We start from the raw sequence: 11,629 nt of genomic DNA on the forward strand, positions 1-11,629 counted from the left end.
CGCGGCCGGGGGCGTTCAAGGGGGCGGGGTCAGGCGGGGGTGGCGGCTTCGTCCGGTACGGCCGGTGCCGGGGTCCAGCGGATGCGGGTGCTGCACAGGGCGACGGCGCCCGCGGACGCGGCGACGGCGCCCATGCCCCAGGCAAGGCTGCTCGCACCGGCGATGAAGCCGATGAGCGGCGGCCCGGCCAGCAGTCCGGTGGTGCCCATGGCGGCGACCAGGGTGAGCGCGTCCGAGCCCTGGCGGGCCGCGGCGGCGTAGACGCAGGGGGTCACGGCGGCGATGCCGAGGCCCATGCAGGCGAAGCCCGCGAGGGCCGGTGCGACGCCGCCGCTGACCAGGGCGAGGGCGAGGCCGGCGGCGGCGACCGCGCTGCCGAGGAGGACGACCCGGCCGTCGCCCCAGCGAGCCCGCCAGCCGTCGGCGAAGAGGCGGGCGACGACCATCATCCCGGACACCACGGCGATGCCCAGGGGCGCGAGTTCCGCCGACGCCTCGGCGACGTCCTTGAGGTAGAGGGCGGACCAGTCGTTCATGGCGCCCTCGGCGACCGTGCCGAAGACCATGGCGCAGCACATCCACAGGGTCAGGCTGGAGGGGACGGTCCAGCGGCGGCCGGCCGGTTTCCCCTCGGCGGTGACGGCCGCGTCCGCACGGGCCGCCTCGCCCGGCTCGTCCGCCGGTGCCTCGTCGTCGAGGAGCCCCGTCCGCGCGGACGCGCCCAGGGCGACGAGGAGGACGACGGCCACGCCGAAGTGCGCGGCGACCGCGTCGGTGGCGGCGGTCATGCCCGAGGCGAGCAGCGCGGCGAGCAGCGAGCCGGCGGAGAACGTCGCGTGCAGCTTCGCCATCGTGTTGCGTTCGTGCCGTGTCTCCAGGGCGGCGCCCTGCGCGTTCATGGCCACGTTCAGGCAGCCGACGAGGACGCCGTCGGCGCACATCACCAGCAGGGCCACCGGGTAGTTGGGGGCCGCCGCCAGGCCGAGCAGCAGCAGGGCGAGGCCGAGCTGGGAGAGCAGGCCGAGCCGCCGCGAGCCCATGCGCCGCATCAGCCACGCCACCACCGGGAACGACACCGCCGCGCCAACCCCCGCGGCCATCAGGAGCACCCCCACCTCGGCGGCGCTCAGGTCCAGGTCGGACTTGATCGCCGGGATCCGCGCGGCCCAGGTGGCGTACTGGAAGCCGAGGGACAGGAACAGCGCGGCGATCGCCAACTGGCCGCGCAGGAAGGGGTCGTGGACACGGGACACGCGCATCAGCTCACTTCGCGCAGGAACGGGGGCGGGTTCGGGGACGGGGAGAGGGAGGGGTGGGCCGGGTGGTCCGGGTGGGCCGGGTGGGCCGGGACCGGCTTGGACATGTAGACGGCCTCGCCGCCGTAGGCGCCCTCGGGCACCACCCCCGGCTCGGCCACGAAGCCGCGCGCCGACCAGAACCGCTCGGTGCCGCCCACGGCGACCAGCGAGATCCGCTCGTCCCCACGCGTCCGGGCGGTGCCGGTCAGGTGGTGCAGCAGGTGCCGCGCCAGCCCTCTGCGGCGCAGGCCGGGTGCCACGACGATGTCGTGCAGGTGGAGGTTGCCGGCCGGGAACGCCGTCGCGGCCTCCTCCGCCCGCGTCAGGTCCGGCCAGCGGTGCGGCGGGTAAGGGAGGGCCAGCACGTATCCGGCGGTGCGGGCGCCGATGTCCACGACGAAGCAGGTGTCCGGCGAGGCCGCCGCGCGGGACTCCAGCGCCGCCCGGCCCTCCGACAGCCCGAGGCCCGTGTAGGCGTCCCGCTCCAGGGCCACGACGGCGTCCCAGTCCCGGTCGGCGAGGGGCCGGACGCGCACGGAGTCAGTCATCGGCGCCGGCCCCCTCGGGACGGTCGGCCCAGGCGTACGGGAGGGGGGCGAAGCCGTTGAAGCCCAGGGTCGTGTAGCTGGTCGCGTAGGCGCCCGCGGACAGCACCCAGACCGGGTCGCCCGAGGCGAGTGCCCGGGGTACGGGCACCAGTCCCTCCTCGTGGGAGTAGGCGTCGTCGCTGTCGCAGGTCGGGCCGGCGACGACGGCCCGGACGGTGGGCCCGTCGGGGTGGGTCGGGAACACCAGCCGGTACTGGAGGGCGTCCATCTCGTAGAGGCCGTTGAACTTGCCGCAGCTCAGGTAGAGCCAGTGCCGCCGTTCGCCGTCGGCGTCCCGGCGTTCGGTGAGGCGGGCGACGTGGGCGCGGATCGCGCCGTGGTCGGCGACGAGGTGCCGGCCGGGTTCGATGACGAAGTCCAGCGGTCCGCCGTGGATGCGGCGGAGTTCGTCCGTGCCCTCCCGGATCACCGCGAAGATCTTGTCCAGCGGTGGGTCCAGAACGGTGCCGCGCCGGTCGCGGTAGCCGAGCGCGGGCAGGCCGCCGCCGAGGTTGACGTGGTCGACGCGGATGCCGCGCCGGTGCAGCGCGCGCAGCACCTCGCCGAGGTCCTCGACGGCGGCGTGCCACGCCTCGCCGGTTATCTGCTGGGAGCCGACGTGCACGGAGAGGCCGGCCGGGACCAGACCGGCGTCCCGGGCCCGTTCCATGACGCGGACGGCGTCGCCGGGCGAGCAGCCGAACTTGTTGCTGAGCCCCCACACGGCTCCCGCCCCGCCGGTCGCCACCCGGCAGAAGACGCGGGCGCCGGGGGCGTGGCGGGCGAGGGCGGCGACGTCCTGGACGCTGTCGGTGGCGAAGGTGCGGATGCCGAGCCGGTACGCCTCGGCGATGTTCCGGTCGGACTTCACGGTGTTGCCGTAGTGCACGCGCCCGGCCGGCACTCCGGCGCGCAGCGCCTGTTCGATCTCGCCGGGACTGGCCGCGTCGGCGCCGGCGCCGCGCCGGGCCAGGGTGGTGAGGACCTCGTCGACCGGGCAGGCCTTCATCGCGAACCGCACCTCGACGCCGGGCAGTTCCCGGCGCAGGGTGTCGTACCGCTGCTCGATGCCGGCCAGGTCGTAGACGATGCGGTCCCCGGTGGCGGCGGCGAGGGCGGCGGCCAGGGGCTCGCCGAGGACCGTGCCCGGCACCGGGCCCGTCACCGCGCTCACCGCGACGCCGCCGGCGGCCGGACCGGGGGCGTGGCCTTGGCGGCGGCGACCAGCCCCTGCCACGCTTCGGTCAGCAGGGCGAAGTCGGCCATGTCGCCGCGCGCCTCGTCGAGGAGCCGTTCGCGCCGGCCGGCCAGCAGGTCGGCGAAGTCGGCGTACGGGCCGCCCAGGCGCCGGTAGGCGGAGTCGAGGGCGTCGAGCCTGCGGACGTTCTCCGCGGTGTCCAGGCCGGTGCTCTCGCGGGCCAGGGCGGCGACCGCGGCGGGGCGGGCCCGGCCGTGCTCGTCCAGGAGGGTGTCGCCGGCCTCGGCCATGCGGTCGTAGACGAAGTGGAAGTAGAGCATCGACAGCAGGAACTTGGCGAAGCGGGTCTGGTAGGCGAGGAAGCCGGGACCGGTCCGCCGTTCGCCGGTGTAGTAGTTGACGATGTTGCGGTTGTGCAGCACGCCGGGCAGCCGGGCGTCGTGCACCAGGTGGATGAGGAAGTAGTCGCTGCCGATGGTGTCGCGGGCGGGCGGCAGCGGTACGCGTTCGCTGACCGTCTCCCCGTGGAAGGCGATGTTGCACATGTCGACCCGCATCGGGTCGACCACCGTGAGCAGCGAGTGGTCCGCCGTGAAGGGTTCGGTGCCGGCGCCGGCGAAGGACTCCTCGACCAGGTCCCGTTTCTGCTCGGGGGTCCAGTCCTCGGGCGCCCACAGGGAGACCACGTCGTGGTAGACGCCGGGGTCGGCGTCGCGTATCCGCGCGATGTCCACGGAGAGTTCGCCCACGAAGGAGCTGCCCACCATGGCGACCCGCCGTGCGAGGAGGCCGTCGGCGAGGGCGGACTCGGTGACGCCGGACACGGCGTCGGCGGCGCGCCTGCCGAGGGAGAGCAGTTCGTGGTGGACGGGGAAGACGGTGCGGCCGTCCACCCTCTGGTAGCGGCTGTCGGAGTCCCTGCGGTGGACGGACTCGCAGCCGAGCGCCGCCGCGATCAGGAAGGCGCGGTTGGTGCAGGCGCCGTAGGACACGCCGTCGGGCAGCATCAGGTCGAGGAGCAGCTCCGGCTTGGCGCTGCCGGAGCGTGCCGTGACCCGCTCCAGGAAGTCGCGCTGGGCGGCCTCGTCGAGGTGGTGCGCCGTGATCCGGGGATGCGGGGGCAGTCGCCGCAGCGCCTCGGCGTGGGCGGCGTGGTCCTCGGGCGGGCAGGAGTCGAGGACCAGCAGGTGGACATCGATGTCGAAGTGAGCGGCCGCGTAGGCGGCTTCCTCGCCGAGTGCCGTGATGGTGTCCGGACAGTGCCGGTTGGTGGGCAGGGTCAGGCAGATGCTGCGCATGCGGCGTCCCCGGTGGCCTCGTCGGTGGCCTGGTCCGTGTCGGTACCGGTGCCGTCGTCCTCGTGCCAGGACGTCAGGCCCAGCAGCTTGGCACCCAGTTCGTTCAACTCGGCGGGCCCGTAGCGCTCGGACTCGTGGCGGTGGGCGTCGCCGAGGAGGGTGACGTTCCAGTCGGGGGTGGTGAGATTGCGCCAGGAGTCGACGCGGGAGTCGCGCAGCCGGCGGTGGCTCTCCAGCGCGGGCATCATCGACAGGTACTGGACGGCGCGCACGCCCTCGCCGGAGACGTTGGGCGCCACTCCGTGGGCCAGCAGGCCGTTCCAGATGAGCAGGTCGCCGGCTTCCAGGTCGGGCCGTACGACGGGCATGTCCTCGCGGTCGATCGCGGGCCGGATCGGGTCACGGCCGTCGGGCTGGAGCGCCTTCCAGCGGTCGAAGCGGCGGAACAGCTCGGGACAGCACTGGAAGCCGCCGTGGTCGGGCTTGGTGTCGTTGAGGGCGATAATGCCCTGGACGCGCTGGGGCAGCACGCCGAGCGTGGTGTCGACGTCCCAGTGCAGATCGATGTCGAAGCCGCGCTCGGGCTTGTCGATGAGGGCGCGGTCGCGGTTGCCGACGTTGGGCGGGTTGAGGTTGAGCCGGTCCAGGGTGACCCACAGCTCCTCGCAGTCCCACACGTCGACGAAGGCGTCGTACACCCGCCGGGACTGCCGGCTGTCCCAGATGAGCTGGTGCTGGTACGCCTCGACGAAGCCGTAGATGTGCAGTTCCCGGTCGAGGTCGGAGCGGTACTCGCGGTCCTGGTACCAGGTGTCGGGGCGGTCCGGGTCGAGGCCCTGGAACTCCCAGGCGAAGTCGAGCAGCCGGCGCGCGGAGGAGGCGGGTATCGCCTCCTTGACCACGACGTAGCCGTACGTCTGCCAGTGCGCGAAGTCCTCCTCGGACAGCACCCGCAGCGGGCGGGTCTTGTCCAGGTCGCGCAGCTGGGTGCGGGCCAGGTAGGTGTCGGCGTCCGCGCTGAAGTAGGGGATGTCCGACGGGGCTCGGTGGAGGTAGGAATCGGGCGTCGCCATGTGGTGCTCCAGATCCTCGCCGTCGCACCGTGCGGGCAACGGCGGTGTGTGCGACGGAGGTCGGGCCGTCACACATCAGGTCGGTGGGGGCAGCGGGGCCCGCTCGCGTCCGGGGGCGGAGCGGGGCGACGAGGGCGGCTCGGACGGACGGGGCTCTCCCGGTTCAGGGGCTCGCCCGGTCCGCGCTCTCGTCCGGAATGGTCGTCTCGTCCGGGGTGGTCGTCACGGAAGTCGTCGTACGGAAGGCGTCGCGAGCGGTCTTCGCAGCCCGGCCGCGGCAGGTGTCCGGCGCGGAAACTGGTGTCCCATGTGTCCCTCGCCGAACTTGCGCCTCACAATGGACTAGACCAAGGGAAGGTGTCAACACCCCTCCCGACGAGGAGAGTTGTTACTTCCGAGTTCGGCGACACCCCTCTTGACAGGCCTGGTTAACCTGAACGCGCACCCCCTTGGTCTATACCAAGAAACGTCACCGAAAGGCGCGCCCGATGGCCTCCAGCAAGCACAACGGCGAGCTGCGCCGGCTCGCGCTCTCCGTCCTCCAGCCGGGTTTCGTCGGCACCGAGGCGCCCGACTGGCTCCTGCGCGACATCGGCGACGGCCTGGCCTCCGTGGTGCTCTTCTCCCGCAACATCGTCTCCACCGAGCAGGTGGCCCGGCTGACCGCGCAACTGCGCGCGGAGAACCCGGAGTTGATCGTCGCCATCGACGAGGAGGCCGGTGACGTCACCCGGATCGAGTCGGCCACCGGATCGTCCCGGCCGGGCAACTTCGCGCTCGGCACGGTCGACGACACGGAGCTGACCGAGGCCGTCGCCGCCGACCTGGGCCGGCAGCTGCGCACCGCCGGGGTGAGCCTCGACTACGCGCCGAGCGCGGACGTCAACTCCAACCCCGACAACCCCATCATCGGCGTGCGCTCCTTCGGCTCGGACCCCGACGTGGTCTCCCGGCACACCGCCGCCTGGATCCAGGGCCTCCAGTCCTCCGGCGTCGCCGCCTGCGCCAAGCACTTCCCCGGCCACGGGGACGTCGCCGTCGACTCGCACCACGACCTGCCGGCCTACGGTGCCGGCCGGGACGAGATCGCGGCCCAGGCCCTGCCCCCGTTCCGGGCGGCCCTCGCGGCCGGGGTGCGCGCGGTGATGAGCGGCCACCTGCTCGTGCCCGCCTACGACCCCGACCTGCCGGCCACGCTCAGCCGGATCATCCTGCGCGACCTGCTCCGCGGTGAACTGGGCTTCGACGGGCTGGTGGTCAGCGACGCCATCGAGATGGGCGCCGTCACCCGCCGGTACGGCATCGACGGAGCCACGGTGCAGGCCGTCGCCGCCGGGGTGGACGCGATCTGCGTCGGCGGCGAGAGCGCCGAGGAGGCCACGACCGAGCTGCTGGTCAAGGCGCTGGCCACCGCGGTCGCCGCCGGTGAGCTGCCGGAGGAGCGGCTGGCCGAGGCGGCGGGCCGGGTACGGGAGTTCGCCGGCTGGTCGGCCGCGCTGCGGGCGTCGGCCGGGGGCGCCGGGGAGACGGCCGGTGACGGGATCGGGCACCTCGCCGCCCGCCGCGCCGTCCGGCTCACCGGGGCCGCGCGCCAGGCGCTGCCGCTGACCGCCGCGCCGCACGTGGTCGAGCTGGCACCGGTGACGAACATGGCGATCGGCAAGGAGACCCCGTGGGGCGTCGCCGGCCCGCTGCGCGAGCGGCTGCCCGGCACGACCTCGGTACGGGTGCACGACGAGGAACTGCGTGAGGGGACGGTGGAGTTGACGAGCTGCGCCCTCGAACCGGCCGCCGGGCGCCCCCTGGTCGTCGTCGCCCGCGACGCGGCCCGCCACCCGTGGATGAGCCGCGCGGTGACCGGCCTGACCGCGGCCCGCCCCGACGCGATCGTGGTGGAGATGGGCCTGCCGGGCACGAGCACGGCTCCCCACGCCCAGATCTTCACGCACGGCGCGAGCGCGGCGTCGGGGGTGGCGGCGGCGGAGGTCCTGGCGGGGACGGACTGACACCCGGGCCCGATGACCCAGACCGAAAGGGGCGGGGCGGCGGCCCCGGCCCCCGCGAGAGAGACCCGAGGATGACACCGCACCGTTCCCAGTTCCTCCTGTCCACTGTGATCATGGCCCACCCGCGGCGGCGGGCCGCGGCCGAGGCACTGGCCGAGGCGCACCCGGCGCTCGCCGCGCGGGTCGTCACCGACCCGGAGCCGCAGGGTCCGCCGTCGGCGCTGCGCACGGCGCGCCTGGCCTGGCGGTCCGTGTCCGCCGACGCCACACACCATCTGGTGCTCCAGGACGACGCCGTGCTCGCCCCGGAGTTCGCGGACACCGTCGCCGCACTGGCCGCCGCCCGGCCGCGGGACTCCGTCAGCCTGTTCACCGAGTGGGGTTCACGCACCGCCAACGCGGTCCGTGCCGCGGCGCTGCTCGGCCACGCCTGGGCGCCCGTGGTGGACGACTACCTCCCGTCCGTCGCGCTGGTGCTGCCCGCCGGACTGGCCCGGGGATTCGACGCGTACGCCGCCGCGAAGGCCGCGCCCGACGCGACCGACGACGTCACCCTGCTCGACTATCTGCACGACGTCGGCCGGGTCGTCCCGGTGGCCGGCCCGGTCGACCACGCCAACCCGCCGAGCCTCGTCGGCAACGACGTGATGGGCCCGCGCGGCGCCGCCTGCCTCGCCCCCGCCGGCGACCCGGAGGGCTCCGTGCTGCCCGCGATGCACGCGGTGCCGTATTTCTGCTGGTGGGAGCAGCTGGCCGTGGTCTACCTGCGCGACCCGGTGCGTCCGGACGGCTGGCGCCGGGTGCCGGCCGACGAGGCGCTGCTTGAGCGGGGCATCGGGCGGGAGCGGGTCGTGGCGTCGCTGCGGACGGCGCTGGGGAGCGTCCCGCACCGGGAGTTGATCCACGACCGGGTCAGCGACGTCCTGCTCGCCGAGGTGTGGACCACCGCCTACACGCTGGGCGTGGTGACCCGGGACCTCGGCGGCTTCCCCGACCTCGGCCGTCCGGCGGCCCGGGAGGCGCTGGCCACGCTGGCGCCGGGGGCGCTGCGCAGGGTCGTGCCGGTGCGCTGGCTGGCGGCCGTGGGCGAGCTGCTGTACCCGCTGGTGGCGGCGGCCGTGCTGGGAGGTGCCGCGGACGTGGAGGCGGCGGGGAGCGGCTGGTGAGGCGCACCGCCCGCCGCGGGTCGCCCTGCGACGGGTGAGCGGGGCTCAGCGGGCGGTGCGGGTGTGGACGTACTCCACGAGGCGGGTCAGCGCGTCCGGGTCGGTGGTGGGCAGGACGCCGTGGCCGAGGTTGAAGACGTGGCCCTCCAGGCCCGCCGCCGCGTCCAGGACCTCGCCGGCCTTGGTCTCGACGGCCTGCGGGGTGGAGAAGAGGACGGCGGGGTCCAGGTTGCCCTGGAGCGCCTTGCCGGGGCCGACCCGGCGGGCCGCCTCGTCCATCGGGACGCGCCAGTCGACGCCGACGACGTCCGCGCCGGCCTCGCCCATCAGGCCGAGCAGCTCGCCGGTGCCGACACCGAAGTGGATGCGCGGCACGCCGTACCCGGCGACGGCCTCGAAGACCTTGCGGGAGGCGGGCAGCACCGAGGCGCGGTAGTCCGCGGGCGAGAGGGCGCCGACCCAGGAGTCGAAGAGCTGGACGGCGCTCGCGCCCGCCTCGATCTGCACCTTCAGGAAGGCGGCGGTGATGCCGGCGAGCCGGTCCAGGAGGTCGGCCCACAGCTGCGGGTCGCCGTACATGAGCGCCTTGGTGTGCTCGTGGTTGCGGGACGGGCCGCCCTCCACGAGGTAGCTCGCGAGGGTGAACGGCGCCCCGGCGAAGCCGATCAGCGGGGTGGCGCCCAGCTCGCGGGTGAGCAGGCCGATGGCCTCGCTGACGTAGGTGACGTCCTCGGGGGTCAGCTCGCGGAGCCGCTCCAGGTCCGCGCGGGTGCGGATCGGGTTCTCGACGACCGGGCCGACGCCCGGCTTGATGTCGAGGTCGATGCCGATGGCCTTGAGCGGGACCACGATGTCGCTGAAGTAGATGGCGGCGTCCACGCCGTGCCGGCGGACCGGCTGGAGGGTGATCTCGGTGACCAGTTCCGGCCGCATGCAGGACTCGAGCATCGGGATGCCCTCGCGCACCTTGAGGTACTCCGGCAGCGAGCGCCCGGCCTGCCGCATGAACCACACCGGGGTGTGCGGCACCGGCTCGCGCCTGCAGGCCCTGAGGAACGCGGAGTCGTACGTGGCGGTCGGCGGCTGGCCCGCGGGGCTCTGGTTGGCACTCACACCGGCAAGTCTCGCACGGCGCGCGGACGGTCCCGGACCGCGGGTGGGGCGGCTCCCGCGCGCCCTCGGGGTACCGCGGGATCCGGACATCGCGTCCGCGCGCGGGTGTCCCTCCCTGCGCCGGGCCGCCGTTCCGCTTAGGGTTCCCCGCATGGCTGCGGCTCAGGGACGACTGTCGGACGGCGCTGGCGGAATGGACGAGGCGAAGGGAACCGAGGAGGGGGCCCCGCACAAGGGGAGTACGGCACCGCCGGCCTTCGCGGCCGCCGTCGAGGCCCTGCGGGGCGCGCGGCTGCGGCCGCAGATCGAGGTGGAGCCGACCCGCGCGCCCCAGCGGCTCGCCCCGCACACCTACGCGCTGGAGGCCGCGGTCGTCGACGGCGACGAGGACCTGGCGGACGGCCGGCTGGTGCTGCTGCACGACCCGGCCGGGCACGACGCCTGGCACGGGACCTTCCGGCTGGTGACCCTGGTCCGGGCCGAGCTGGAGCCGGAGATGGCCGCGGATCCGCTGCTGCCCGAGGTGTGCTGGTCCTGGCTCACCGGCGCGCTCCAGGCCCGCGGCCTCACCTACGGGGAGCCGAGCGGCACCGTCACACGCGCGAGCTCCCACTACTTCGGGGGTCTCTCCGCGCGCCCCGCGGCCTCGCAGATCGAGATCCGGGCCTCCTGGACGCCGCGCGAGGGGCTGGGCGGCGTCCCCGACACCGCGGCGCACCTCGCCTCGTGGTGCGATCTGCTGGCGCAGGTCGCGGGGCTGCCGCCGGCCGGGCCCGGCGACGCGTCGATCGTCACGCTGCCGCAGCGCCGCGGCCCGCAGTCGCGCTGACCCACGCACGCTCACACCGCTTCACCAGGGGGCTTCCGCACGTCCAGGAAACGTTCCGTCACTTTGTCGACACGACCACTTTCGGCCGCGTATCGACAAAGTGCGAAACCGTTCGATCTTCGAATGATCGACCGCGTGTCCGAATTGCTCGGATTGTTACTCACCAGATCGTGATCTTTCTCTAAAGGCGGACGGGTTCGGTGCCGAAGACGACTGTGACCTTGAAAGCACGGTTCGTCCCGCCTTCACCCCCACGAGCCGGCCCCGTCCCCGCCCCCCAGGAGGCCTGGTGTCCGTTCTCCTCGAGCAGCCTGCAAGCCTGGTCGCCTACCGCCCGAACAAGCCGACCGCCATGGTGGTCGTGGCCGACCAGCGCGTCCGTTCCACCGTCACCCGCCACCTGTGGGCGCTCGGTGTGCGCGACGTCATCGAGGCCTCGTCCGTCGCGGAGGCCCGTCCCCGCGTCGCCAACCCCCGCGACATCTGCGTCGCGGAAGTCCACCTCCCCGACGGCTCCGGCCTGACCCTCCTGTCGGAGACCCGCGCCGCGGGCTGGCCCAACGGTCTCGCCCTGTCCGCCGCCGACGACATCGGCGCCGTGCGCAACGCCCTCGCCGGCGGCGTCAAGGGCTACGTCGTCACCGGCACCCGCACCAACGTCGGGCTCCCCACCCGGCCTGGCGCCGCCCCCATCGGCGCCGCGGCCGCCCGCCTGCACCGCCGCCCCCCAGGTGCCCCGAGCCACCCGGGCGGCTACCGCGAGCTCTCCGGCCGCGAGGTGGAGGTGCTGCGGCTGGTCGCGGAGGGCCAGTCGAACAAGGCGATCGGCGTCTCCATGGGCCTGTCCGCCCTGACCGTCAAGAGCCACCTGGCCCGCATCGCCCGCAAGCTCGGCACGGGCGACCGCGCCGGGATGGTCGCGGTGGCCCTGCGCACCGGCATCATTCACTGACCCGTTCACCGGCCTGACCGGTTTACGACCCCCCGGCGCCCGCCCCCGGGGCGGGACGGCGGGGGGGGCCGCCCCCCCCCCCCCAGTGGTTTGACGGGTGCGCCCCCCC

General features: G+C 74.3%; 10 protein-coding genes. 4 read left to right on the plus strand and 6 right to left on the minus strand.

Features of this window, described 5'->3' with window-relative positions:
• Positions 1–29: 29 nt before the first annotated feature.
• The 5 genes from ACFW01_RS28680 to ACFW01_RS28700 are packed head-to-tail and all read right to left on the minus strand — an operon-like array spanning position 30 to position 5,454.
• On the minus strand, positions 30–1,259 hold the full coding sequence (locus ACFW01_RS28680) for an MFS transporter (RefSeq protein WP_384508262.1): 1,230 nt from the start codon (positions 1,257–1,259) through the stop codon (positions 30–32).
• Positions 1,259–1,846 (minus strand): GNAT family N-acetyltransferase, encoded by a 588-nt coding sequence (locus ACFW01_RS28685; RefSeq protein ID WP_384508265.1) that lies wholly within the window; start codon positions 1,844–1,846, stop codon positions 1,259–1,261. The genes ACFW01_RS28680 and ACFW01_RS28685 overlap by 1 nt, the downstream gene beginning before the upstream one ends.
• Entirely contained in the window at positions 1,839–3,050 is a 1,212-nt protein-coding gene (locus ACFW01_RS28690; protein ID WP_384508283.1) for a type III PLP-dependent enzyme, read from the minus strand. The genes ACFW01_RS28685 and ACFW01_RS28690 overlap by 8 nt, the downstream gene beginning before the upstream one ends.
• A 5-nt stretch (positions 3,051–3,055) precedes the next feature.
• Complete coding sequence (locus ACFW01_RS28695) at positions 3,056–4,381, minus strand: DUF6271 family protein (protein ID WP_234959987.1); 1,326 nt, start codon at positions 4,379–4,381, stop codon at positions 3,056–3,058.
• Entirely contained in the window at positions 4,363–5,454 is a 1,092-nt protein-coding gene (locus tag ACFW01_RS28700; protein ID WP_384508269.1) for a phytanoyl-CoA dioxygenase family protein, read from the minus strand. Before ACFW01_RS28700 ends, ACFW01_RS28695 begins: the two co-directional genes overlap by 19 nt.
• A 488-nt stretch (positions 5,455–5,942) precedes the next feature.
• Between ACFW01_RS28700 and ACFW01_RS28705 the strand changes: the two genes are divergently transcribed.
• Positions 5,943–7,460 carry a glycoside hydrolase family 3 protein gene (locus ACFW01_RS28705; protein WP_384508272.1) on the plus strand — a complete coding sequence of 506 codons (1,518 nt, stop codon included), beginning with the start codon at positions 5,943–5,945 and terminating at the stop codon, positions 7,458–7,460.
• Positions 7,461–7,531: 71 nt separating this feature from the next.
• Entirely contained in the window at positions 7,532–8,626 is a 1,095-nt protein-coding gene (locus ACFW01_RS28710; RefSeq protein ID WP_384508274.1) for a hypothetical protein, read from the plus strand.
• Between the two features lie 45 nt (positions 8,627–8,671).
• On the opposite strand, the gene hemE is transcribed toward ACFW01_RS28710, so the two are convergent.
• The gene (hemE, locus tag ACFW01_RS28715) at positions 8,672–9,739 is read right to left on the minus strand and encodes a uroporphyrinogen decarboxylase (RefSeq protein ID WP_384508277.1); all 1,068 of its coding nucleotides are present in this window, start codon (positions 9,737–9,739) and stop codon (positions 8,672–8,674) included.
• A gap of 151 nt (positions 9,740–9,890) precedes the next feature.
• Here hemE and ACFW01_RS28720 point away from each other — a divergent pair, with 151 nt between their 5' ends.
• Positions 9,891–10,568 carry a DUF3000 domain-containing protein gene (locus tag ACFW01_RS28720; protein ID WP_384508280.1) on the plus strand — a complete coding sequence of 226 codons (678 nt, stop codon included), beginning with the start codon at positions 9,891–9,893 and terminating at the stop codon, positions 10,566–10,568.
• A gap of 289 nt (positions 10,569–10,857) precedes the next feature.
• Positions 10,858–11,520, plus strand: a complete 663-nt coding sequence (locus ACFW01_RS28725; protein WP_234959981.1) for a response regulator transcription factor — start codon at positions 10,858–10,860, stop codon at positions 11,518–11,520.
• Positions 11,521–11,629: the final 109 nt, after the last annotated feature.

Origin of the sequence: Streptomyces sp. NPDC058985 (assembly GCF_042740985.1) — a bacterium.
In the GTDB taxonomy this organism is placed as follows: Bacteria; Actinomycetota; Actinomycetes; order Streptomycetales; family Streptomycetaceae; genus Streptomyces.

Bases quoted from the DNA above. Each gene is read 5' to 3' on its own strand.
- ACFW01_RS28685 (WP_384508265.1), bottom strand. From the start codon at position 1,846: ATGACTGACTCCGTGCGCGTCCGGCCCCTCGCCGACCGGGACTGGGAC.
- ACFW01_RS28710 (WP_384508274.1), top strand. From the start codon at position 7,532: ATGACACCGCACCGTTCCCAGTTCCTCCTGTCCACTGTGATCATGGCC.
- ACFW01_RS28680 (WP_384508262.1), bottom strand. From the start codon at position 1,259: ATGCGCGTGTCCCGTGTCCACGACCCCTTCCTGCGCGGCCAGTTGGCG.
- ACFW01_RS28700 (WP_384508269.1), bottom strand. From the start codon at position 5,454: ATGGCGACGCCCGATTCCTACCTCCACCGAGCCCCGTCGGACATCCCC.
- ACFW01_RS28705 (WP_384508272.1), top strand. From the start codon at position 5,943: ATGGCCTCCAGCAAGCACAACGGCGAGCTGCGCCGGCTCGCGCTCTCC.
- ACFW01_RS28720 (WP_384508280.1), top strand. From the start codon at position 9,891: ATGGCTGCGGCTCAGGGACGACTGTCGGACGGCGCTGGCGGAATGGAC.
- ACFW01_RS28695 (WP_234959987.1), bottom strand. From the start codon at position 4,381: ATGCGCAGCATCTGCCTGACCCTGCCCACCAACCGGCACTGTCCGGAC.